The following is a 22,335-nucleotide window of genomic DNA, read 5'->3' as shown; positions in this document are numbered from 1 at the left end:
AATTTAACAATTTCTTTATGTTTCTTTAAATTTACTATAACATTCTTCCTTTATATTATTAGTATCGACACTTATACAGAAAGGGGACTCCAAAATGTTAGCATCTTTACAGCAACAACATATAAGAAAATTTTCACCTATTACAAACACTTCTGCTTCTTGTTTAAACATACAACCAAATCCACCTAAAATTTCAATTGCTCCTTCTGTTATATCTGTAATTGGTGTTCATATGCAAAAGAATAAACTTAAAATTAAATCCGGACAAAGCACTGATTTATCAGCTTCCGTTTTGCCAATGCAGGCGACGAATAAAGAGCTTATATGGACAAATATGAATTCTGATATCATCACCATCTATCCAAAAGGTGATACGGTAACGATTACTGGAAAAAGTGCAGGAAGAGCAATCGTAATTGTCACAACTGCTGAAGGAAAATTTCGTGATTTATGTGTCATTCACGTACAACCTTATATGACAAACCCAAAGTGACATAAAGAGAGTGGATATGAATCCACTCTCTTACTTTATTTCAATCCCAGGATTTTTTCTTTTTAACAACAAAATAAATTCTTCTTTATTTCTTGGAGAAATAAGTTCTGTTTCATATGATCCGTAAACAATTTCTAATCGATCGAATGATAGTGCATGAGCTGCTAACGGATTTTTCGTGTTGGAAATTTTCTTTATATCTTTTATAAAAATCCGCTTCTTAATAGGTCCTGATTTAATAACGATTACTTCTTCCTTCACAATATACTTTGTCGTAAACCAACTCCAAGTAAGTAACATAGCTAATGGAATTGTACAAAACAGAAGAAAATATTCCCGCCCTGCAAAAATTGGAGCAATGCATGCACCTAGGGCGATTATAAAGACCAGATATAACCATGCATCTTTTTTTGATGGAAATTCCATTAAACTCCTCCTTTCTTGATTTAAGTCAATGAATCATCATCCTCTCTCCTATTAAAATGAAAATAACATTAGAAATAGGAGGACGTATTATGAACCAACGAAAGTTTGCCTTATTTGCTGGTACTTCTCTTCTTGTCATGGCATTCGCTGCATTTTTTTCTTACGGTTTTGCTCACGGAAATCTCGTTGTACAAGGAGATGCGAACGCGACACTCCATAATATTCAAACTTCAAGTTCACTTTTTAAAGCAGAAATTTTCGGATGGATTATCATTTTTATTACGGATATTATCGCCTCGTGGGCTCTTTATTTCTTTCTAAAACCTATCCATGCCAGCCTCTCATTACTAGCTGCCTGTCTTCGTCTTATGTATACAGCTATACTTTGGATTGCTATATTCAATTTAACATTTATATTACTTCTTTCAAAAAGTACAGTTACTAATTCAGAAGCATATACAATGTTATTTCTAGAAGCTTTTGAATACATTTGGTCTGTAGGATTAGTCATTTTCGGCTTACATCTTCTCACCTTAGGATACGTAACCTTTCAATCTAAAAACATACCGAAAACTATTAGTATATTACTGCTCGTTGCTGCAATCGGCTATATCATCACTAACGTAATGAATACGATGTTTTCACAATATGATGCGATTATTTCCATTCTTAACGTTGTCTTTCAACTACCGATGATCGCAGGTGAACTCGGATTTAGTATATGGCTATTGCTTAGAGGTGGAAAAAACTCTACTGTTTGAGTCGTTTCTTAATTCTGCTTAATGATTCTGGCGTAATACCTAGATAACTTGCCAATTGATATTGAGGAACACGATGAATTAAATGAGGTCGTTTTTGTAATAATGATTTGTAGCGCTCTTCTGATGTCGATGCAATAAATAATGTAAGTTCTTCTTGTACTTCACCAAAATTGTATTCAATCATTTGGAGCGTCATTTCTTCTAACTGTGAATATTTATTATACATGTCCTTTTCACTATGTAGGTCCCCAACTACTACCACACAGTCTTCTAAACACGTTAACATATGTGGTGATGATTTATCTTTTTTATGATGGTTGAAATTCGAAATTGCCTGTTCTTCTGTATAAAAATTTGATGTAACTTCTTTCCCTGCTTCATCAATACAATATTGCCTAACACATCCTTTTAATACAAAATAACATTTTGACGGAACATCTCCTTGTCTTAGGAGCACTGTTCCTTTTTTATATTCTTCAATTTGTAATCCTTCCACGATTATGCGCTGCTGCTCTTCACTTAATGTTGTAAGCTTTGTCATGTATTTCATTAAAATATCTTTCATTTGGTCTCTCCTTCCCCCTCTATATTTGTATGAGAAACGTATGATGTAACTCCACTATTTATCTGTTTTACTTTCTGCATGGGACAAAAAAAAGAGAAGTTACCAATAACTTCTCTTCTCCTATTTTACAATAAACTCGTTATAATTCCTGTGTATACACCGGCTCGTTTACCACATTTTTTGATGTTCGTTTTTGTTGCTGTAGTAAGAAAACAGATACACCAAACAATACGAGCATGCTACCGATAATTTGCATTGCGTTTAATTTTTCTCCAAGTAAGAAGAACGCTAGTATAGATGCCCCAACTGGTTCCCCTAAAATACTCATTGAAATTGTTGTTGCATTTACATAATTTAATAACCAGTTATTAATGACGTGTGACACTGTCGGTACAATCGCAAGTAAAAGAAAAATACTCCAATCCCACTTCGTATAGCCTGTAAATGGCACTTGAAGTATAACGTTATAAATCGCTATAAATATACCAGCGAAGGCAAATACAGTGAAACTATAAATCCAATGAGATACTTTCTTTACTGTCGTTTGTCCGATAAATAAATAACCGACAACTGCTATTACACTTAAAAAGGATAATATATCCCCATAAATTGCTTGCTCACTTAGCCCTAAATCTCCCCAGCCAATACACATTACGCCTAGTATGGCAATTCCCATCGTCGCAATTGCTGAATAGGTTGTTCTTTCTTTAAATAGAAAAAAACCTCCGACTAAAGATACGATAGGTTGCAGCGCCAAAATAATCGTCGAACTTGCTACTGTTGTGTATTTTAAAGATGCAAACCATAAAAGAAAATGAAGTGCTAAAAAGAAACCAGATCCAATTAAAAATCCCCAATCTTTTATTTGAATCCTACTAAACTCTTCCCGTTTTTTCCAAACGATTGGCAGCATAATAAGTACGATAATCCATAATCGATACATACTTAAAATTGAAGATGGTGCTGAGGACATCTTTGCAAAAACAGCTGCGAATGAAATTGCTATAATGGAAATTGCTAATGGTAGTGCGATTGATCTTTCTTGTTTCAAATCCTGTCTCCCCTCTCACCTGTAAAAAATCCCACTTCATTATATCCGTTTTCTTTCATAACTTAAATACTAATTTTTTAGATTCTTCGTACCATTATGGTAAAATAGAAATTAAGGCACCTATTAGTGATTATTTCTTTCCTTTTCACTACAAGCGTCGCTCTTACAATCATTACAGTAAATTTTTATTTAGGGGGATATACATGAATCAAACAATAGGGAGAATTGAAGAAATCTCATTTTTTAGTACATCACTTCAAGAGGAACTTACACTTCTTGTTTATTTACCAGTAAATTACACACCTCTCCATAAACATACGGTTGTTATTGCACAAGATGGTAGAGATTATTTTCAGCTTGGGAAAGCGCACCGTGTAATTGAGCGTCTTCGTGAAACAGAAGAAATCGACCGCACAATTATTGTCGGTATTCCATATAAAAATGTACACGATCGTAAGGAAAAATATTTCCCAAGCGATGTAAAGAATGCTGCTTACATTCGTTTCCTTGCTCATGAGCTTGCTCCATATATTGATGAAAATTATCCAACGTATCAAATGGGTAAAGGACGCGTTTTAATTGGAGATTCTCTTGGCGGTACAGTTTCCTTCATGACCGCACTTATGTATCCGCATACATTCGGAAAGGTCGTTATGCAATCACCATTTGTTGATGAAACAGTCATGAATTTAGCAAAAGATTTCAAAGATCCGGGAGCGCTAGAAATTTATCACGTAATTGGGACCGAAGAAACAGCTGTCAAGCGTACAGACGGACAAGTATCTGATTTCGTAGAACCAAATCGCGAGTTAAACAAACTACTTACAGATAGAAATTTCATCACGCATTATGAAGAGTTCGAAGGGAATCACACATGGAAATATTGGCAAGCAGATTTACCGAAAGCATTTTCTCATATTCTATCAATGAAATAATAGAGAGCAGTATTCAGAATAATTTGATATAATAGATAAAGAGATTTATTCTCAAAATCTAACTAGACTTACAAAGGGAGGAATTGGAACATGAAATTAGGCATTGTAATTTTTCCATCAAAAATGATTCAAGATAAAGCGAACGGATTGCGTAAGCGTTATGATCCACATTACGCATTAGTTCCGCCACATATTACATTGAAAACACCCTTTGAGACGCAAGATGAGCAATTAGAATCGATTGTGAATGAGTTACATACAATCGCAAACAAAACGAACCCATTTACCCTTCATGTTGGGAAAGTCGGTTCATTCGCACCTGTTAATCATGTTCTTTATTTTAAAGTAGAAAAAACACCTGAACTTACTTTCTTAAATGAAGAAATGCATAATGGTTTCTTTACACAAGAGCGCGAGTACTCTTTCGTACCTCATTTAACAATCGGTCAAGGCTTATCAGATGCAGAGCACGCTGATGTATTAGGTCGATTACGTATGAAAGATTTCTATTATGAGCAACCAATCGATCGTTTCCACCTTCTATATCAATTAGAAAACGGAACGTGGACTGTACATGAAACATTCCACCTTGGAAAGGAGAACAACTAATTTGCACGCACAAATCGTACAAACGGACGAACAACTAAGTGATGCATTCTCTGTACGTAAGCAAGTATTTGTAAATGAACAACAGGTTTCTGCAGAAGAAGAGTATGATGAGTTTGAAGATACTTCGGCGCACGTTGTTATATATGATCATGATGTTCCAGTTGGTGCTGGTCGCTTCCGCATCGTTGATGGAATTGGAAAAATGGAACGCATTTGCGTACTAGCTTCCCATCGTAAAAAAGGAATTGGAAAAATTATTATGGATGCACTTGAAGCGTATGCGAAGGAAGATTCGCTACCAAAATTGAAACTTCATGCTCAAACACATGCTGAAAATTTCTATAAAAAGCTTGGGTACGTGACGAGTTCTGATGTATTTATGGAAGCAAGTATCCCGCACGTCGTAATGATAAAAGAATTATAAAGTGAAACTTTAATCAGTGGGGGTTTTGTTCATCCCCCACTGATTATTAGCCTTCACCAATCGGGCGTTTACGGGCAGTTGATCTCCCACCTGAATTTTGAGTTTGGAGTTTTACTGCCCGCAAATAGCGGGATAATTTTGTAGCAGGAGGTAACCCCTCCTGTTTTTTACATTGCTATTTTCTTTTTCTTCCGCTAAAGTTAAATGTTGATGCTATAGTTTTGAAGGTGAATATATGACACAAGAAAAATTTTCACAAAAATCGTTAACACACGCTGGCATTCCGCAAGCGACGTATCATATTCCGAAAACATCTACCCATTTAATTATGGAAGAAGATGCAGATGCGGCGTATTTCCGCGCTTTAGAACAGCAAGGTGTTTATTTAAATGAAAAACAGTTAGAAGCAGTGCAAACGACAGAAGGACCTGTCCTTACACTAGCTGGTGCTGGAAGTGGTAAAACATCTGTTTTAACAACTCGCGTTGGTTATTTAGTTAATGTAAAACATGTCCATCCGCGAAATATTTTGCTGCTGACGTTTACACAAAAAGCAGCTGAAGAAATTCGAAGTCGTGTAGCGAACTTACCAGGTATGACTCATGCCGCAAGTAGCTATGTTGTTGCTGGTACATTCCACTCTGTCTTTTTAAAATTGCTTCGTAGTCAGGGATATAATCAACAAATTTTAGCAAATGAAAAACATAAACAAATTATGATAAAGAAAATTTTGAAAGAATTACGCTTAAAAGACGCTTATGATGCTGAAACGATACTCGCTATGATTTCACTTGAGAAAAATAAATTGAATCGTCCGAAAGATGTAAAAGCGAAAACACCAGTTGAACAAGAGTTCAAAGAAGTATACGAACGTTTCGAAGAGGAAAAACAACGATACAATTATATCGATTTTGACGACATCTTATTAGAAATGTATTACATGTTAGAAAATAACGCTCCCCTGCTTACTCAATTACAAGAGCGTTTTCATTACATTGAAGTAGATGAGTTTCAAGATACTTCGTATGCACAATATGAAATTGTAAAATTGTTAGCCACGCCGAGAAATAATTTATTTATCGCAGGTGATGACGATCAAGCGATTTACGGCTGGCGAGGGGCAAGTCACCAAATTATTTTATCTTTTCCAAAGGAATTTGATAATACAACGATTATCGCACTTAATACGAATTATCGATCTAATCCATTTATCGTCGGACTTGGAAATGAAGTTATTAAGCTCAATCAAGAACGTTTTGATAAAGAGCTATATTCTGTTCGTAACGATGGCATGCAGCCGTTTTATGCACGACCTGCGACAACTCTTGATGAAGCAAATCAAATTTTGCAACTCATTCAGGAAAAAGTAGATAGTGGTGAACGAAATTATAAAGATTTTTGTTTATTATATCGTACACATTCTGTAAGCCGTTCTTTACTTGATCAGCTTACAATTCATAAGGTTCCATTTATTAAACATGGAGCGAGCCAATCGTTCTACGAACATTCTTTAATTAGACCCGTATTAGATCACTTAAGACTCGTGCTTGAACCGTTCCGCCTCGAATCACTTTCAAATATATTGCCAACGATGTATATTGGCCGTGATGAGTGCATTTCATTTATTGAACGTGAACAATGGAAATATGGTGAGGGCCGGTTCCCTTCCCTTCTTCATTTTCTATTACTAAACCCAAGCTTGAAACCTTTTCAAGTTAAAAAAGTAAATGAGCGTATCGATTTTATTAAATTTATAAAAGAACTTGAACCGAAAAAAGCATTGAAAGAAATTATTCATGGTAAAGGAAAGTATTTAGAGTACTTACAAAGTAACGATCGTTCTTCCTTTACGATGCATAAGGACATACAAGAAGAAATGTTAGAAGAATTAATGGAATCAGCAACTCGCTTTACGGATATTTCCGCTTACTTACAATTTATTAATGAGGCAATTCAAGGGCAAAAAGAAATGGAAGCATTAAAAACAATGCCGCAAAAAGATGCCGTATCGCTTATGTCGATTCATAACGCAAAAGGCCTTGAGTTTCCATGCGTCTTTTTACTCGGAGCAAGCGATGGTATATTGCCGCATACTTCTTCTTTAAAAGATGCAAATGACCGTGTGACGGAGACTTCTGAAGCATTAGAAGAAGAACGACGATTACTCTATGTCGCCATTACACGCGCAAAAGAAGAGCTTTACATTTCCTCCCCGCAATTTTTCAGAGGAAAGAAACTAGATATATCTCGTTTTTTATATACTACGCGAAAAGATTTACCTGAAAAGACATCCATTAAATAATGGGTGTCTTTTCTCTTTATCATGTTTTGTACATCCTCCTTATATAAATTCCCTGTCTTTATCATAAGAATTAACGTAATATCGACCATATCCCGTTCATATTGTAATAGTGTATGTCAGAACTCACGATAAGGAGTGAACATAATGAGCTGCAATTGTAACGAAGATCATCATCACCACGATTGTGATTTCAACTGTGTATCTAATGTCGTCCGTTTTATACATGAACTACAAGAATGTGCAACCACAACCTGCGGATCTGGTTGCGAAATTCCATTTTTAGGAGCACACAACAGTTCATCAGTAGCAAATACACGTCCTTTTATTTTATACACAAAAGCTGGAACACCTTTTGAGGCATTTGCGCCATCTGGAAGCCTTACGGAATGTACGTCACCAATTTTCCGCGTCGAGAGCGTAGATGATGATAGCTGTGCTGTATTACGTGTGTTAACTGTATCTGTCGGTGGAGATCCAGTAACACCTGGGAATAACCCAATTTGTACGCTTTTAAATTTACCAAATGCAACTTTACGAGGAACAAATTCTTGCATTACTGTTGATTTAAGTTGTTTCTGTGCTATTCAGTGCCTACCTGATGTTTCTATTTAAAAATAAATAATGATTTAGGCATGGATTGGGTGGCAGAAAATTCTGTCACCCAATCCATGCTTAAAAGGCACTACGTGTTTTTTTTATAAGTTTAGGAACTTGTCTAGATCAACGAACTTGTCCCTTACATTAACTGATAGTAGGAGCAATAAAGGAGTGAAAAATATGGTTTCTTCTGATGATTGTAAATTTAAAAAGATCGATTGCAATGCAAAAGCCGCTAGTACATTACCAGCTTTTGGCTTTGCATTCAACGCTACTGCCCCTCAATTCGCGTCATTATTCACACCTCTACTATTACCTAGTACAAGTCCAAACCCAGATTTCACTTTTCCAGTAATAAATGATACAGTAAGCACTGGATATGGAATTAAAATCCATAGAACTGGCATTTATCAAATCAGCTATACCTTATCAATATCTTTAAATGACCCTAACGTTACACCCGAATTCGCTCGTTTCTTCTTATCATTAAATACATCCCAGAATATTATTCCCGGATCAGGTACAGCAATCCGTTCTAACGTTATTGGTACTGGTGAAGTAGACATATCCAGTGGTGTTATTCTTATTAACTTAAACTCTGGTAATCTCATTCAAATCGTACCTGTTCAATTACAAGGTAGTATAGATATTCGTGCTGCGGCATTAACAGTTCTACAAATTGGTTAACTAAAAGTGGTATTTCTTATTTGAGATACCACTTTTAGTTATTAAATGAAAAACACTCACAGTAACATGAGTGTTTCATTCTTCATAGTGTTTTATGACATTCTTCTTCTTTCCGCAATTACATCCCTTTTTCTTCACAAATCCTTGTTGCTGTAATTGCTCTTGATTTGCCTGTTGCTGCGTTTGTTGCTGTTGCTGTAGGTAGTACCACTGCTGAAGATCATATGAATTTGGCCTTGGATTATTGCTCACAGCAAACATCTCCTCTACTGTCAATTCTGTCTATTTACTATATGAACAACTCCTTATTTCCGTTCCCTCATTATTTTAAACTCCGCTTTTTCTAACATAAAAATTTATTATTCTTCCATAAAGTGTCCTGTAATTGTTTCAATAATTGCTGCTGCTCCTGCAATAGCTAATAATGCTAGTAGCGGCTCCGCGGCGATTGGAATCCAATTATATAAGACTAATAAAAAGGCACTGACCCATACACCTGTACACCAATAACAACTTAATAATTCCCCAATCCACTTCCTAAGACCTTTCCCTTTCACCTTCGTATAAGTTGATACGCTTCCGTCAGGTTCCGTAATCTCTAACTCTTCAATAAACGGTCTTCGCAAAAAGGCTGTAATTTTATCATAAACAATAAGACGAGTTAACCTAAAAGCAGCTAGAGCAAAAATAAAAAATAGAAGCCAGCTTGTAAATAACATAACTTCACCGTCCCTTACCTTCTTTAGCCTATTTAAAAAAAAAGCTCTTTAGAGTGTGACCGATTCCCCTCCGCTCCAATATCTTATTAATGTAAATACTAACAAGAAGATAAGGAGTGACATTAATGAGTTGTAACGAAAATAAACACCATAGCTCTTCTCATTGCGTAGCTGATGTTGTAAAATTTATCAATGAATTACAAGATTGTTCTACTACAACATGCGGATCTGGTTGCGAAATTCCATTTTTAGGAGCACACAGCAGTTCATCAGTAGCAAATACACGTCCTTTTATTTTATACAAAAAAAATGGAGAAATTTTTGAAGCATTTGCACCATCAGGAAGTCTTACTAGCTGTACATCTCCGATTTTCCGTGTCGAGAGCGTAGATGATGATAGCTGTGCTGTATTACGTGTATTAACTGTAACTATCGGCGGAGATCCTGTTCCACCTGGTGACAATCCAATTTGTACGTTTTTAAATTTACCAAATGCAACTTTACGCGGTACAAATACTTGCATTACTGTTGATTTAAGCTGTTTCTGTGCTATTCAGTGCTTACGAGACGTTACTATCTAATAAGTAAACTAAAAAACTATTGGGGTGGTAGAATCTATCTACCACCTTTACATAATTTAAAAAACAGCCATATCAATTGATTTTATCTCTTCTATAGATAATCGAATATCTCTCATACTATTTGGCGGCATAATTGATACAACACCATTTCGGTACGAAATAATGGATCCTACATAGGAGACGGTCGCTGTTTTAATTCTACATCTTACTTTCGGAATGTAATGAGGGTGATTTAATAAAAAATGAATTTTTTCTTCATTGTTCATATCCTTAAATGATTTATTGTGCGGGACCGTTCTCACCTGCTTTCGTTGTTCTCCAACTTCTATTTGTTCCACTTCCTCTTGTTTCTCTTTGTTCACAATTTCTTTTTGTTCTACCACTTTCTCAATTTCTTTTTGTATTACCATTTCTTCCACCGCACTACTTATACTGGATTGCTCTCTATCACCTTGTTCCTGCCTATTATCATTTTCAAAGTTTGTAAGAAGAATTCTTTTTATTTTCGGTGTATCAAGTTCTAAATTTACTTGCGTTATATATAGCAACGGTTTTCCAACTGTTGAGCCTTTATTTTTATTCTCCACACTCGTCCCTCCCACTTCCATAAAGTGAAACTTTGATCCATGGAGAGTTTTTTTCTTCCCACGGATTATTCCCCCTCGCCAATCGGACATTTACAAATAATTTATCCCCCTCAAATTCTTTTCCTTTACTAAATTTGAAGGCGAAAGCTACTGCCTGTTAATGCGGTATAAATCGTGTACTATTATAGTTATATTCATAACGACGTAAGAACTTTCGTTAAAAATCTTTCTTGCTCAGAACATAAATAAAGGACAGTCTCACTATTTAGAGACTGTCCTAAAAAACTATACTCAATATTATATTTATCCTAGAATGTGATATCCTGAATCAACATGAATATTCTCACCTGTTACTCCGCGTGCTAAATCACTGAATAAGAATACTGCTGTATCTCCAACTTCTTCTGGAGTCGTTGTGCGACGAAGTGGTGCGCGCTCCTCGATTTCTCTTAAGATTGAGTTAAAGTCGCCTACACCTTTCGCAGATAACGTACGAATTGGTCCTGCAGAAATAGCGTTAACGCGAATGCCATGTTGGCCTAAATCGTTCGCTAAATATTTCACGCTCGCTTCTAATGAAGCCTTCGCAACACCCATAACGTTATAGTTTTTCACAACACGCTCGCCGCCAAGGTATGTTAAAGTTAAAATATTTCCGCCTTCTGTCATCACTTTCTTCGCTTCTCTTGCTACAGCTGTTAAAGAGAATGCACTAATATTTTGTGCAAGTAAAAATCCATCGCGAGAAGTATCTACAAATTCGCCTTTTAAATCGTCACGATTTGCAAAAGCAATACAATGTGCTACACCGTGAATAGTACCTACTTCTTGCTTAATCGTTTCAAAGCAAGCTGTAAGTTCTTCATCATTCGTTACATCACAAGGTAATACAAGTGATTCTTGTCCTTCTAATGTATCCGCTAATTCACGAACGTTTCTTTCTAAACGTTCTCCTGCATATGTGAATATTAATTTTGCACCTGCATTATGCAAAGAGCGAGCAATTCCCCATGCAATACTTCTTTGGTTCGCAACGCCCATAACAACAAATGTTTTCCCTTGTAATAGTTCCATGATATATCCTCCCAGAAATGCTTATACTTGTTATTAGTACCTGATACTATAATTATAGTATCATAAAACCTCTTAAAGGCAAACAAAAAAGTCATTATCGTAAATTCGTTAATGACTTTTTGTTTCTATAAAAAACCGCTCTAATCCTTCTTCCCAAGAAGGCATTTCTAAAAAACCATTTAATCGTAGCATGTTATGTTGAAAAATAGAATATTTCGGTCTCGCTGCCGCCGATCCGAATTCTTCGGTTGAAACAGGTAATACATTCACTTTCATATTTGCATATGAAAATATTTTTTGAGCAAATTCAAACCAAGAACATGAACCTCTATTTGATACGTGATACGTACCGTATAAAGAAGTATGAATGAGCTTATTAATAACCATATTTAAATCTGCCACATACGTAGGAGAGCCGATTTGATCCGCTACAACACATATTTCTTCTCTTTCTTTTCCTAATCGCATCATCGTTTTCACAAAATTATTTCCATATTTACCATATAGCCAAGATGTACGAACGATAAAATATTTATTATGTAACTCTTTGACGAACTGCTCCCCCGCAAACTTAGAGGCACCGTATATATTTATCGGCGCTGGATTATGAAATTCATCGTATCCATCCGGTCTGTCCCCTTGAAATACATAATCGGTACTAATATAAACTAACTTAGCCCCTACTAATTGTGAAGAAACCGCTATATTTCGAGCTCCTATCGCATTTATTAAATAAGCAAGATCTTGTTCTTTCTCAGCATGATCAACCTTCGTATACGCTGCACAATGAATGATTATATGTGGCCTTATTTCTTGTACCACTTGCTGAATTCGGGATATATTTGTTACATCTAGTAACTTTTTATCAAATGGATATATGTCATATTCTTCAGGATTTAACTCTTCTTGTAGTTGTTTTCCCAATTGACCATTTGCTCCTGTTATGATAACCCGCTCTTTCATTTACATGCCCCTTACTTTTCCTTTAGTGGTCTCCACCATTCCAGGTGATGTTCATACCATTCCACCGTTTCTTTTAACCCTTGTTCAAACGTATACTCCGGTTCCCAATTCAACTCATTCTTCATCTTTTGTGCATCAATCGCATAACGACGATCGTGACCTAAACGGTCTGTAACAAATTCAATATCTTTTTTCGTTTTTCCCAATAGATTAATAATTTGTTCCACAACATCTACATTTGTTTTTTCGTTATTTCCGCCTATATTATATACTTCTCCTAAGCGCCCCTTATGCAAAATAACATCAATCGCGCTACAATGATCCGTTACATGTAACCAATCTCTTACATTTAATCCATCACCATATAACGGTAGGGTTTTTCCTTCCAGCGCATTCGTAACCATTAATGGAATTAACTTCTCAGGATATTGATACGGCCCATAGTTATTGGAACAACGCGTCACTATGACTGGTAATTGATATGTTTTATAATAAGATAAAGCTATCATGTCCGCGCTCGCCTTACTGGAAGAGTATGGACTATTTGGAGCTAACGGGGTTTCCTCTGTAAACTGCCCTGTTTTCCCTAAAGACCCGTATACTTCATCTGTTGATACTTGCACGAGTTTAATATGTGGATATTTTTTCACTAACTCTAATAAGGTGACCGTCCCAATTACATTCGTATCATAAAAAGGGATCGGGTTTTCAATACTACGATCCACATGTGACTCAGCCGCGAAATTTACAATTACTTGCACATCACGTTCATTAATAATATGCTCCAGTAGCTCTCTATTTTGGATCTTCCCCTTTATGAATGAATAGTTAGGATTGTCTTGAATTAACTTTACATTATTTAAATTCCCGCTATATGTTAATGCATCGTAATTAATAATTTTATATGTTTCATAGTTTTTTAACATATAGTGAATAAAATTACTTCCAATAAATCCTGCCCCACCTGTTACTAGTATATTCATAAACAACTCTCCTACTTAAAAACTATCTTCATATTCTTGAAGTAATGGTAATATTCGATCTTTATTAGACAAAATAGGGTTTGTTACCGGCCATGGAATTGCTAATTCTTTATCTTCCCAAAGTAATCCTGAGTCATGCTCAGCACTATAATACTCATCTACTTTATACATAACAATTGTATAAGGTACAAGCGTACAAAAACCATGAGCAAATCCTTTTGGCACTAATAATTGCCGGTGATTATCCGCACTTAAAATATACCCTTTCCACTGTTTAAAGGTTGGTGAATCTTTTCTTAAATCTACGATCACATCATAAATTACCCCTTGAACAACTTGAATGAGTTTCGTTTGTGCTTTCGGTTTTTTCTGAAAGTGTAGTCCTCGAATCGTTCCCGCTTTAGCTGAATAAGATACGTTATCCTGTACAAATGAATGCGTAATTCCTAATGCTTCTAGCATCTTCTGATTATAACTTTCTATAAAGAAACCTCGATCGTCTTCAAATAACTTCGGTTCTAACAATTTCGCATCGATAAAATTTGTGTCTACAACTTTCATATTCTCACCTATTCTCCATTAAACTGTTTCCCAAAGTTTATATCCCGCGCTAACGTATTCGCCCTTTGAAGAGAAGCATGAGTTCCTGCATCCGTCCACCATCCGCTCATTTCATTATAAGTAAGTACCCCTCGTTTTAAATACCAATTATTTATATCCGTAATTTCAAGTTCTCCCCTTGCGGAAGGTTTTAATTCTTTTATATAAGAAAAGACTTTCGAATCATACAAATAAATTCCTGTAACAGCATAAGAGCTTTTCGGTTCCTTCGGCTTTTCTTCAATTTCAATTATTTTTCGGTCCTGAATATGTGCCACACCAAATCTTTCGGGATCTTCTACAGATTGAAGCAGCACTTTAGCACCTTCTTTTTGATTTGTGAATTCTTCAACATATGGACGAATATCATCTGAAAAGATATTATCTCCTAATATAACTACCATACGATTATTCCCGATGAATTCTTCACAAAGCCCTAACGCTTGCGCAATTCCGCCTGCCTTATCTTGCACACGATACGTAAAGGACACACCAAATTCGTGACCACTCCCTAAAAAGCTAACAACATCTCCCATATGCTCTTTACCTGTAATAATCATAATATCTGTAATCTCACATTGTTTCAGTTTATATACTGCATGATAAATCATCGGATACCGCCCAACGGGAAGTAAATGTTTATTCGTTACTTTCGTTATTGGATATAGTCTCGATCCAGTTCCGCCCGCTAAAATAATCCCTTTCATTATGCATCTCTCCCTTATGATGGAGATAGTACATCTTTATAATGTTCCATATACTTACTCTGTTCCATCTCAATCATATGTTATATCCACACAAAACTTTCCATTTTTTTATATTGTTCCATATAATTAAAGTTTCTTTTCAAGCATACAAATATCTATGTCATTTTCTCATTAATTTCCACCTATTATATAACGAGAGATTTACGGAGGTGAATTTATGTCCAATCATAATGATTCAAATGGCTTAAATCCAATTGATTCTTTATCTTCCAGCACATTCGACCCTGCATTTCCACAATTTCCCTTGACACCTGGACCGGCTGGCGATACTGGAACATCTGGCACTACCGGGCCGACTGGTGCTACTGGACAGACTGGCAACACTGGACCATCTGGTACTACCGGGCCGACTGGTGCTACTGGACCAATCGGTAACACTGGACAGATCGGCGATACTGGGCCATCTGGCACTACCGGACCGACTGGCGAAACCGGACCGACTGGCAACACTGGGCCATCTGGCACTACCGGACCGACTGGCAACACTGGGCCATCTGGATTAGGACTTCCAGCAGGATTGTACGCATTTAACGCCGCTGCGAGTAGCATCAACGTTGAGATTAACACGCCTGTACCATTTAATACCGTTGGGTCACAGCTCGGTACAGCGATTACTCAATTAGATAGCGATACTTTCACCATACACCAAAATGGATTATATAAAATTACTGTTATCGCATATACTGCAACATCAGGTTTACTGGGTGGCATTGAAATTCAAGTAAATGGTGTAAAAGTACCAGGTGCTGGAAGAAACTTAGTTTCAATTGGAGCACCTATCGTTATCCAAGCGATTACACAAATTACAACAGCTCCAGTATCAGTTGAAGTAATTGGTATAGAGGCGGTATTATCACTAGCTGTTGGTACGGGGGCATCAATTGTTATTGAAAAAATTGCATAATTGTTTCCTTAGCAGTAAAACTGGTATCAGTTTTACTGCTTTCACAATTTTATAGGTAACATCCCAACCTCATTCTAAATGCGGATGTACATCTTTCCTATAACTTGAATATAATTACAAAAGAGATATTCCTTCCTATTATGTATGACTTTCCATAAATAGTGGAATAAATGTATGAACAGTCTACTTGCATATTATTTTTTTACAATCACGTCATCATCACACTTACTAGGCGATAGAAAGGAATACATACCGTGAAAGATACGAACTCTCAATATCAAATAGACTACATACTAATCTTTATTTTATTTGCCATTGGGACTGTTAGTTGCTTTGCTATTGCAAGCGCACAAGCTTCTTTACCACCATTTTTACAAAACATAAATTTTGCATTAAAACAAATCCAATGGTATGTCATTGGATTTGTGGCCATTGGCGTTATTATGATTATTGATTTCGATCGATATAAACAAATTGCTTGGTATTTGTATAGCTTTGCCCTCATACTTCTTATTGGTCTAGAACTTCAAGTTCCGGGTGCCGTTACGATTAAAGGGGCTACCGCATGGTATAGACTCCCAGGCATCGGAAACTTTCAACCTTCTGAAATTATGAAATTATTCTTAATTATCATCATTGGACGAATTATAGCAAATCATAATGAAAAGTACTTTTTCCGGACAACCCGTGAAGATTTTATTTTACTTGGAAAAATATTCGCAGCTAGTTTACCTCCACTACTTTTAATCGCAAAAGAACCTGATTTAGGAAACACTATGGTAATATCAGCGATGCTTGCAGCAATGATTTTAGTTTCTGGTATACGTTGGCGCCTTATCCTCGGATTAACCTCCGTCATTTTCGTCATAGGCTTTATCTTAATATATACTTATTTCACTCATACAGAGTTCTTTAAAGAGCATATTCTAAAAGAGTATCAATTAAACCGCTTCTATGGCTGGTTATCTCCTTACGAATATGACACACAAGGATACCAATTAAGACAGGCATTTTTAGCTACCGGATTAGGAGAAATGCAAGGAACAGGATGGGAAAATGGACAAGTATATTTTCCAGAGCCACATACAGATTTTATTTTCACAAATGTCGCTGAGCAATTCGGTTTTTTAGGAGCAAGTGTTATTATTTCACTTTTTTTCTTACTCATTTACCGAATGATCCATATCGCTTTAGAAAGCAATGAACCTTTCGGTAGTTATATTTGCGCTGGTACAATCGGAATGTTCACCTTCCAAGTATTCCAAAATATTGGGATGACAATCGGTTTACTCCCTATTACAGGAATAACATTACCTCTTATGAGCTATGGCGGGAGTTCACTACTCACATACATGATTGCTATCGGATTTATTTTAAACGTACGTTCAAGAACGCAAATCTTTATGTTTAAATGAACCATATCGGAAAACGGTATGTTTTTTTCTATATTCATTTTAGATATACTAATGAAAAGATGAACTGGAGGTTTACATATGAAATATGACATTATAGGTGATATTCACGGATGCTTCCAAGAGTTTCAAGATTTAACAACGAAACTAGGATACAGCTGGGCTAGTGGTCTCCCTATACATAACGCCAAACGAAAGCTGGCGTTCGTTGGTGATATTACAGACCGCGGCCCTCATTCATTACGTATGATTGAAATCGTATGGGAGCTCGTAATAAATAGAAAAGAAGCTTATTATGCGCCTGGGAATCACTGTAATAAACTGTATCGTTTTTTCCTTGGGCGTAATGTTTCAATCGCTCATGGACTCGAAACAACTGTTGCTGAATATGAAGCATTACCTTCTAATAAACAACAAATCATAAAAGAAAAGTTCATTACGCTTTACGAGCAGTCCCCACTGTATCACATACTGGATAACAAAAAATTAATCGTATGCCATGCTGGCATTCGTCAGGATTACATAGGAAGAAATGATAAAAAAGTGCAAACATTTGTATTATATGGTGATATTACAGGAGAAAAGCATCCTGACGGCTCACCTGTACGCCGAGATTGGGCGAAAGAGTATACGGGGGAAACATGGATTATATATGGACATACACCTGTCAACGAGCCTCGCTTTGTGAATCATACAATCAATATTGATACCGGCGCTGTGTTTGGCGGCAAACTAACTGGACTTCGTTATCCTGAAATCGAGACCATTTCCGTCCCTTCTTCCCTACCTTTTGTCACTGAAAAGTTCCGCCCAATTTCATAATTGCATTTACCTTTGTACAATTCATTCCCAGTACGTATAAAAAATGATTTCTAGGCGAATTCCTCGTTAAAAATCGGTCATACAGTAAAAAAAGATGCTATGAAGTGCATCTTTTTTTTACTATGCGGCATATACTGTCGCAGGAGGTGACGGAATGAAGAAAAAACGATCTAAACAAAAAAGAAATTTCTCTCCTTTATATCATCCCATATATGGAATTAACAACTGGTGCTGCATACGAGCTGCGGCTATTGAAGAGATAGAAGAACGAGAGGAAATAAAAACAGGGAAAACGAGAGGAACATATATTTCTTTAGAAAATGCTGTTATGAGACGAATTATAGATAACAGAAAAATAAAGGCACTACAAAAAAAGAAACGCCTTTCTCATAACAATGAGCCTATACTTGAGTCAAAGAATTTACAGGAGAATATAAACAAAGAAATTCCTGAAACAATTAAAGAAAAAATCCAAGCTGAAGTTCCTAAAGCAATTAAAGAAAAGGTCCAAGCTGAAATTCCTAAAGTAATTAAAGAAAAGGTCCAAGCTGAAATTCCTAAAGCAATTAAAGAAAAAGCCCAAGCTGAAATTCCTAAAGCAATTAAAGAAAAAGCCCAAGCTGAAATTCCCATCAATATTATACAACAAGTAACAAAAACAAAAGAGGGTTCTACTATCACTCAATCCCCTATACTTTCACCTACTCCTGCAGAGAATGAAAAAATAGCCAGATACGCATATAAGGAGGGCCTTCACTCTACAGCTGACGGGATAGCCTCACATGCCGAAGGATTTCTTACTCATACAGAGGGTGCCTTTTCTCATGCAGAAGGTTCAAAAACAAAGGCAACTGGACATAGTTCGCATAGTGAAGGAAGTGAAACGACAGCAGGCGGTCCTTATTCTCACACGGAAGGAAAACATACAATTGCTTTCGGCGAAGCAGCACATGCAGAAGGAACCGCAACTATCGCTAACGGATTCTCATCTCATGCGGAAGGAAATCATACATCAACAGCTAATTTTGCAGGTAGCCATATTATGGGTAAATTTGGTACAGCAGAAGAAGCTTATTCCTGGTTTATTGCAAATGGGACAAATGACACTGATTATAATATAGGTGCCAAATGGCTTGCCCATAACGGAGAAATGTATATCGATGGTGCTTCTTACAATGCGGGCGGTACTGATTTTGCACAAATGTTTGAGACAGCAGATCATAGCCCTATTGATATCGGTTATTTCATTACATTTAGTAGCGAAGAAAAAATTCGAAAAGCTACTTCTAATGATACATTCATATTAGGCATATCTAGCGCTACTCCTGCTCTCATAGGAAATAGCGGTGCTTTAAGTTGGCAAAAACGCTATAAAACAGATAGCTTCGGAAAACGTCAATATGCGCGTACGGATACGCAAGAAATACAACCTCTTTTAAATACAGAATGGGATCCAGCTTGTAAGTATATATCAAGAAGAGACCGTACTGAGTGGCTTCCTGTCGGATTAATTGGACAAATGTTAGTACGTGATGACGGCACTTGCGAAATACACGGGTATTGTCGTCCAAATGATGACGGCATTGCTACAAAATCTGAAAGTGGCTTTTTCGTTATAAAACGTACTAGTGAAAATCAAATTTTAATATTATTTCGCTAAAAAAAGGGAACAAAATTCTTTTTATGATAAGAATTTTGTTCCCTTTTAATTGTTATGTAAAGCGTATTGCATATCCTCTGGGATACTTACGGTAAAAGTCATTCCCTTTTCTAAAATAGGATGATAAAACGTCAAAGATGTACTATGAAGCGCTTGACGTTTTATCACATCTCTTCGGCCACCGTATAAATCATCCCCAAGTAGTGGATATCCTATATGTGCCATATGTACACGAATTTGATGCGTTCTTCCCGTCTCAAGCTCAAGCGCTACATGCGTCTTATCGGAAGAACTCTCCATCACTCTAAAATGAGTAACAGCTCTTTGACCATCTTCACAGACAGTTCGCTCGATAATACTATCCGCTTTTCGTCCGATTGGTGCGTCAATCGTTCCTACTTCTTCTAAAATAGTCCCATGAACGATTGCCTCATACGTTCGTTTCACCCCTTTTTGTTGATGCTGCTTCGATAAAAGGTGGTGAACGAATCTATTTTTCGCAATTAACATAAGCCCTGAAGTATCACGGTCTAACCTCGTCACAATGTGCACCGTACTTGCAAGATTTTGTTTATCATAATGATATAAAAGAGCGTTTGCAACACTTCCTGACGGGTGCTCCCTAGACGGAATCGTCGACATATTTGCTTCTTTATTTATAACAAGAACCGCATCATCTTCATATACGATACATAAAGGGATCTCTTCCACTTCCATCCCTTCACTTCTTTCCTCCACTGGAAAAAAGACTTGTAATTCTTCACCAGCTTGTAACTTGTGACGAACACTCGTGTGCTTCCCGTTTACTTCAATTGCTCCGCCACGGAACTTTATATCCGTTAAAGCAGCTTTCGAAATCCCTTTTGTTTTCAAAAATTCTCTAACTAAAGTTCCCTCTTCAGCCAGCCCTATATCCCATTTCAATGTAAATCTGTTCAAATATATAAACCCTCTCTATTTATCTGCAACAAACGAGTCACGAACACGTTTCCAGAATGGGAACGGACGGAAACGAACAAATCGTACTTTCTCATTTGCAACGCGATACTGAATTGATTTCACATCTTGATGAACCATCGTCAAATGATCCACCGTAATTTGCAAGTTCATTCCTGCAGCCGGCTTTAAAACGCATGTATGATGCTTCGGCAGTACGAGCGGCGAACCTACCGTACGAAATACACGATTGTTAATAGATGCCATTTCTGCAATTTGAATCGCTTCAATAGAAGGGTGAATAATTGCTCCGCCAAGCGCCTTATTATACGCGGTACTTCCTGAAGGAGTAGAAATACAAAGACCATCTCCGCGAAACGTTTCGAAATACTCTCCGCGTATTTCCACTTCTGTTACTAATGTACCTTCTGCACTTTTTACAGTCGCTTCATTCATCGCCAAATACTGCGACTCTTTACTACCATTCACATAGCGAATAATCACTTCTAAAAGTGGATATTCAACCACTTGGAACGGTGTTTTAGCGATTGCAATCACCAACTTCTCTACTTCCGTCGGTAACCAATCTGCATAGAAACCTAAATGCCCTGTATGTACACCAACAAATGCGGTTTCATCTAATCGATTATAGTAACGATGAAATGCATATAAAAGCGTTCCATCTCCCCCAACAGAAATTACAATATCAGGTTCCTTTTCATCCATTGTGAATCCAAAATCTAGCAAGTATTCTTTCATCGTACTTGCTAATGTATCTGATGATTGATCTCCCTTTGACATAATTGTAAATTTCATCGCCCAACACCCTTTAGTTTATGATTCAGAATCTTTCGTTTCCTGCTTTCGTGAAAAAACCTTTTGCGCTTCTTGAATTTCAAGACGAATGGAAGACATTTCTTCATCTAATAAAAATGCCGCTTCCGCTGCACGTTGTAAGCGTATTTTAATATCTTCAGGAAAACGTCCACTATATTTGTAATTTAAAGAATGCTCAATCGTTGCCCAAAAATTCATTGCTAACGTGCGAATTTGAATTTCAACTAACACTTTTTTCTCCCCCTGTATCGTTTGAACAGGATAACTAATGACAACGTGGTAAGAGCGATAGCCGCTATCTTTCTTTTGCGTTACATAATCACGTTCTTCCACAATGTCAAAATCATTTCTTTTTCGAAGATATTCTACAACGGGCTTAATCTCATCTACGAATTGACACATCATTCGAAGGCCCGCGATGTCTTGCATATCTTCCCTGATCCGGTCTAGCGGTACATTTCTCTTTTCCGCTTTATCAATAATACTTGCAACCGACTTTACCCTTCCTGTTACAAACTCAATGGGAGAATGCTCCGTTAACATTGCAAATTGAGTACGCATTCCTTTTAGTTTCACTTTCAGCTCCGCCACCGCCTGGTGATACGGTGCTAAAAATTCTTCCCAATTACGATTCATTTCA

27 protein-coding genes are annotated in these 22,335 nt (G+C 36.7%); 13 read left to right on the top strand and 14 right to left on the bottom strand.

What is annotated here, in order from left to right; genetic code table 11:
* Positions 1-94: 94 nt before the first annotated feature.
* Positions 95-493: an Ig-like domain-containing protein gene (locus tag FT637_RS07050; RefSeq protein ID WP_193645696.1), complete on the top strand. Its 399-nt coding sequence runs from the start codon at positions 95-97 to the stop codon at positions 491-493.
* A gap of 30 nt (positions 494-523) precedes the next feature.
* On the opposite strand, the gene FT637_RS07045 is transcribed toward FT637_RS07050, so the two are convergent.
* Positions 524-919: a PH domain-containing protein gene (locus FT637_RS07045; RefSeq protein ID WP_193645695.1), complete on the bottom strand. Its 396-nt coding sequence runs from the start codon at positions 917-919 to the stop codon at positions 524-526.
* 89 nt (positions 920-1,008) lie between these two features.
* Between FT637_RS07045 and FT637_RS07040 the strand changes: the two genes are divergently transcribed.
* A complete protein-coding gene (locus FT637_RS07040; protein WP_193645694.1) occupies positions 1,009-1,680 on the top strand; it encodes a DUF4386 domain-containing protein in 672 nt (223 codons plus the stop codon).
* Here the strand turns inward: FT637_RS07040 and FT637_RS07035 are convergent.
* Both FT637_RS07035 and FT637_RS07030 read right to left on the bottom strand, forming a co-directional pair.
* Positions 1,670-2,245 (bottom strand): Crp/Fnr family transcriptional regulator, encoded by a 576-nt coding sequence (locus FT637_RS07035; RefSeq protein WP_193645693.1) that lies wholly within the window; start codon positions 2,243-2,245, stop codon positions 1,670-1,672. The genes FT637_RS07040 and FT637_RS07035 overlap by 11 nt on opposite strands.
* A 139-nt stretch (positions 2,246-2,384) precedes the next feature.
* Positions 2,385-3,296: a DMT family transporter gene (locus FT637_RS07030; RefSeq protein WP_193645692.1), complete on the bottom strand. Its 912-nt coding sequence runs from the start codon at positions 3,294-3,296 to the stop codon at positions 2,385-2,387.
* Positions 3,297-3,499: 203 nt separating this feature from the next.
* Here FT637_RS07030 and FT637_RS07025 point away from each other — a divergent pair, with 203 nt between their 5' ends.
* The 6 genes from FT637_RS07025 (at position 3,500) to exsF (ending at position 8,850) form a co-directional block, all read left to right on the top strand.
* On the top strand, positions 3,500-4,231 hold the full coding sequence (locus tag FT637_RS07025) for an alpha/beta hydrolase (protein ID WP_193645691.1): 732 nt from the start codon (positions 3,500-3,502) through the stop codon (positions 4,229-4,231).
* A 90-nt stretch (positions 4,232-4,321) separates the two neighbouring features.
* Entirely contained in the window at positions 4,322-4,840 is a 519-nt protein-coding gene (locus tag FT637_RS07020; protein ID WP_193645690.1) for a YjcG family protein, read from the top strand.
* A gap of 1 nt (position 4,841) precedes the next feature.
* On the top strand, positions 4,842-5,264 hold the full coding sequence (locus FT637_RS07015; protein WP_193645689.1) for a GNAT family N-acetyltransferase: 423 nt from the start codon (positions 4,842-4,844) through the stop codon (positions 5,262-5,264).
* A 235-nt stretch (positions 5,265-5,499) separates the two neighbouring features.
* Positions 5,500-7,566: an ATP-dependent helicase gene (locus FT637_RS07010; protein WP_193645688.1), complete on the top strand. Its 2,067-nt coding sequence runs from the start codon at positions 5,500-5,502 to the stop codon at positions 7,564-7,566.
* Between the two features lie 144 nt (positions 7,567-7,710).
* Complete coding sequence (locus FT637_RS07005; RefSeq protein ID WP_193645687.1) at positions 7,711-8,178, top strand: CotY/CotZ family spore coat protein; 468 nt, start codon at positions 7,711-7,713, stop codon at positions 8,176-8,178.
* Between the two features lie 165 nt (positions 8,179-8,343).
* Complete coding sequence (gene exsF, locus FT637_RS07000) at positions 8,344-8,850, top strand: exosporium protein ExsF (RefSeq protein WP_193646232.1); 507 nt, start codon at positions 8,344-8,346, stop codon at positions 8,848-8,850.
* Between the two features lie 75 nt (positions 8,851-8,925).
* Here the strand turns inward: exsF and FT637_RS06995 are convergent, their stop codons facing one another.
* Both FT637_RS06995 and FT637_RS06990 read right to left on the bottom strand, forming a co-directional pair.
* A complete protein-coding gene (locus FT637_RS06995; RefSeq protein ID WP_193645686.1) occupies positions 8,926-9,111 on the bottom strand; it encodes a cytochrome C oxidase subunit III in 186 nt (61 codons plus the stop codon).
* Between the two features lie 98 nt (positions 9,112-9,209).
* The gene (locus FT637_RS06990; protein WP_193645685.1) at positions 9,210-9,569 is read right to left on the bottom strand and encodes a DUF1360 domain-containing protein; all 360 of its coding nucleotides are present in this window, start codon (positions 9,567-9,569) and stop codon (positions 9,210-9,212) included.
* A gap of 125 nt (positions 9,570-9,694) precedes the next feature.
* On the opposite strand from FT637_RS06990, the gene FT637_RS06985 reads away from it, so the two are divergent.
* Positions 9,695-10,150 carry a CotY/CotZ family spore coat protein gene (locus FT637_RS06985; RefSeq protein WP_193645684.1) on the top strand — a complete coding sequence of 152 codons (456 nt, stop codon included), beginning with the start codon at positions 9,695-9,697 and terminating at the stop codon, positions 10,148-10,150.
* A 56-nt stretch (positions 10,151-10,206) separates the two neighbouring features.
* Here FT637_RS06985 and FT637_RS06980 read toward each other — a convergent pair whose 3' ends face one another.
* From FT637_RS06980 to FT637_RS06955, 6 genes are all read right to left on the bottom strand, one after another.
* Positions 10,207-10,758, bottom strand: coding sequence for a CotO family spore coat protein (locus FT637_RS06980; protein ID WP_193646231.1), 552 nt, complete (start codon positions 10,756-10,758; stop codon positions 10,207-10,209).
* Positions 10,759-11,040: 282 nt separating this feature from the next.
* A complete protein-coding gene (gene fabI, locus FT637_RS06975; RefSeq protein ID WP_000421885.1) occupies positions 11,041-11,811 on the bottom strand; it encodes an enoyl-ACP reductase FabI in 771 nt (256 codons plus the stop codon).
* A 108-nt stretch (positions 11,812-11,919) separates the two neighbouring features.
* Positions 11,920-12,774 (bottom strand): dTDP-4-dehydrorhamnose reductase, encoded by an 855-nt coding sequence (gene rfbD / locus FT637_RS06970; protein ID WP_193645683.1) that lies wholly within the window; start codon positions 12,772-12,774, stop codon positions 11,920-11,922.
* Between the two features lie 11 nt (positions 12,775-12,785).
* Positions 12,786-13,757, bottom strand: a complete 972-nt coding sequence (gene rfbB / locus FT637_RS06965; RefSeq protein WP_193645682.1) for a dTDP-glucose 4,6-dehydratase — start codon at positions 13,755-13,757, stop codon at positions 12,786-12,788.
* Positions 13,758-13,772: 15 nt separating this feature from the next.
* Complete coding sequence (rfbC, locus tag FT637_RS06960) at positions 13,773-14,318, bottom strand: dTDP-4-dehydrorhamnose 3,5-epimerase (protein WP_193645681.1); 546 nt, start codon at positions 14,316-14,318, stop codon at positions 13,773-13,775.
* An 8-nt stretch (positions 14,319-14,326) separates the two neighbouring features.
* Positions 14,327-15,064, bottom strand: coding sequence for a sugar phosphate nucleotidyltransferase (locus tag FT637_RS06955; RefSeq protein WP_193645680.1), 738 nt, complete (start codon positions 15,062-15,064; stop codon positions 14,327-14,329).
* Between the two features lie 217 nt (positions 15,065-15,281).
* Here FT637_RS06955 and FT637_RS06950 point away from each other — a divergent pair, with 217 nt between their 5' ends.
* From FT637_RS06950 to FT637_RS06935, 4 genes are all read left to right on the top strand, one after another.
* Positions 15,282-16,028, top strand: coding sequence for a BclA C-terminal domain-containing protein (locus tag FT637_RS06950; RefSeq protein WP_193645679.1), 747 nt, complete (start codon positions 15,282-15,284; stop codon positions 16,026-16,028).
* Between the two features lie 254 nt (positions 16,029-16,282).
* A complete protein-coding gene (locus tag FT637_RS06945; protein ID WP_193645678.1) occupies positions 16,283-17,443 on the top strand; it encodes an FtsW/RodA/SpoVE family cell cycle protein in 1,161 nt (386 codons plus the stop codon).
* Positions 17,444-17,521: 78 nt separating this feature from the next.
* Positions 17,522-18,262 (top strand): bis(5'-nucleosyl)-tetraphosphatase PrpE, encoded by a 741-nt coding sequence (prpE, locus tag FT637_RS06940; RefSeq protein WP_193645677.1) that lies wholly within the window; start codon positions 17,522-17,524, stop codon positions 18,260-18,262.
* Between the two features lie 154 nt (positions 18,263-18,416).
* A complete protein-coding gene (locus FT637_RS06935) occupies positions 18,417-19,922 on the top strand; it encodes a peptidase G2 autoproteolytic cleavage domain-containing protein (protein ID WP_193645676.1) in 1,506 nt (501 codons plus the stop codon).
* 45 nt (positions 19,923-19,967) lie between these two features.
* On the opposite strand, the gene FT637_RS06930 is transcribed toward FT637_RS06935, so the two are convergent.
* From FT637_RS06930 to FT637_RS06920, 3 genes are read right to left on the bottom strand one after another with little or no spacing between them, the layout of a single operon-like run.
* The gene (locus FT637_RS06930) at positions 19,968-20,861 is read right to left on the bottom strand and encodes an RluA family pseudouridine synthase (protein ID WP_193645675.1); all 894 of its coding nucleotides are present in this window, start codon (positions 20,859-20,861) and stop codon (positions 19,968-19,970) included.
* A 15-nt stretch (positions 20,862-20,876) separates the two neighbouring features.
* On the bottom strand, positions 20,877-21,674 hold the full coding sequence (locus FT637_RS06925) for an NAD kinase (RefSeq protein WP_000673196.1): 798 nt from the start codon (positions 21,672-21,674) through the stop codon (positions 20,877-20,879).
* A gap of 18 nt (positions 21,675-21,692) precedes the next feature.
* Positions 21,693-22,331, bottom strand: a complete 639-nt coding sequence (locus FT637_RS06920) for a GTP pyrophosphokinase family protein (protein WP_002125951.1) — start codon at positions 22,329-22,331, stop codon at positions 21,693-21,695.
* Positions 22,332-22,335 lie beyond the last annotated feature (4 nt).

This window comes from Bacillus cereus, from assembly GCF_015071065.1.
GTDB classification, from domain to species: Bacteria; Bacillota; Bacilli; order Bacillales; family Bacillaceae_G; genus Bacillus_A; species Bacillus_A cereus_BA.
Note: the sequence above shows the minus strand (reverse complement) of the source record. Positions and strands in the feature narration are given on the sequence as shown.

Bases quoted from the DNA above. Each gene is read 5' to 3' on its own strand.
- FT637_RS06920 (WP_002125951.1), bottom strand. From the start codon at position 22,331: ATGAATCGTAATTGGGAAGAATTTTTAGCACCGTATCACCAGGCGGTG.
- FT637_RS07035 (WP_193645693.1), bottom strand. From the start codon at position 2,245: ATGAAAGATATTTTAATGAAATACATGACAAAGCTTACAACATTAAGT.
- prpE (WP_193645677.1), top strand. From the start codon at position 17,522: ATGAAATATGACATTATAGGTGATATTCACGGATGCTTCCAAGAGTTT.
- FT637_RS07040 (WP_193645694.1), top strand. From the start codon at position 1,009: ATGAACCAACGAAAGTTTGCCTTATTTGCTGGTACTTCTCTTCTTGTC.
- rfbC (WP_193645681.1), bottom strand. From the start codon at position 14,318: ATGAAAGTTGTAGACACAAATTTTATCGATGCGAAATTGTTAGAACCG.
- exsF (WP_193646232.1), top strand. From the start codon at position 8,344: ATGGTTTCTTCTGATGATTGTAAATTTAAAAAGATCGATTGCAATGCA.
- rfbB (WP_193645682.1), bottom strand. From the start codon at position 13,757: ATGAATATACTAGTAACAGGTGGGGCAGGATTTATTGGAAGTAATTTT.
- FT637_RS07045 (WP_193645695.1), bottom strand. From the start codon at position 919: ATGGAATTTCCATCAAAAAAAGATGCATGGTTATATCTGGTCTTTATA.
- FT637_RS06985 (WP_193645684.1), top strand. From the start codon at position 9,695: ATGAGTTGTAACGAAAATAAACACCATAGCTCTTCTCATTGCGTAGCT.
- FT637_RS06950 (WP_193645679.1), top strand. From the start codon at position 15,282: ATGTCCAATCATAATGATTCAAATGGCTTAAATCCAATTGATTCTTTA.
- FT637_RS06980 (WP_193646231.1), bottom strand. From the start codon at position 10,758: ATGGAAGTGGGAGGGACGAGTGTGGAGAATAAAAATAAAGGCTCAACA.
- FT637_RS07025 (WP_193645691.1), top strand. From the start codon at position 3,500: ATGAATCAAACAATAGGGAGAATTGAAGAAATCTCATTTTTTAGTACA.
- FT637_RS06955 (WP_193645680.1), bottom strand. From the start codon at position 15,064: ATGAAAGGGATTATTTTAGCGGGCGGAACTGGATCGAGACTATATCCA.
- fabI (WP_000421885.1), bottom strand. From the start codon at position 11,811: ATGGAACTATTACAAGGGAAAACATTTGTTGTTATGGGCGTTGCGAAC.
- FT637_RS07020 (WP_193645690.1), top strand. From the start codon at position 4,322: ATGAAATTAGGCATTGTAATTTTTCCATCAAAAATGATTCAAGATAAA.
- rfbD (WP_193645683.1), bottom strand. From the start codon at position 12,774: ATGAAAGAGCGGGTTATCATAACAGGAGCAAATGGTCAATTGGGAAAA.
- FT637_RS07050 (WP_193645696.1), top strand. From the start codon at position 95: ATGTTAGCATCTTTACAGCAACAACATATAAGAAAATTTTCACCTATT.
- FT637_RS06925 (WP_000673196.1), bottom strand. From the start codon at position 21,674: ATGAAATTTACAATTATGTCAAAGGGAGATCAATCATCAGATACATTA.
- FT637_RS07005 (WP_193645687.1), top strand. From the start codon at position 7,711: ATGAGCTGCAATTGTAACGAAGATCATCATCACCACGATTGTGATTTC.
- FT637_RS06935 (WP_193645676.1), top strand. From the start codon at position 18,417: ATGAAGAAAAAACGATCTAAACAAAAAAGAAATTTCTCTCCTTTATAT.
- FT637_RS07010 (WP_193645688.1), top strand. From the start codon at position 5,500: ATGACACAAGAAAAATTTTCACAAAAATCGTTAACACACGCTGGCATT.
- FT637_RS06990 (WP_193645685.1), bottom strand. From the start codon at position 9,569: ATGTTATTTACAAGCTGGCTTCTATTTTTTATTTTTGCTCTAGCTGCT.
- FT637_RS06995 (WP_193645686.1), bottom strand. From the start codon at position 9,111: ATGTTTGCTGTGAGCAATAATCCAAGGCCAAATTCATATGATCTTCAG.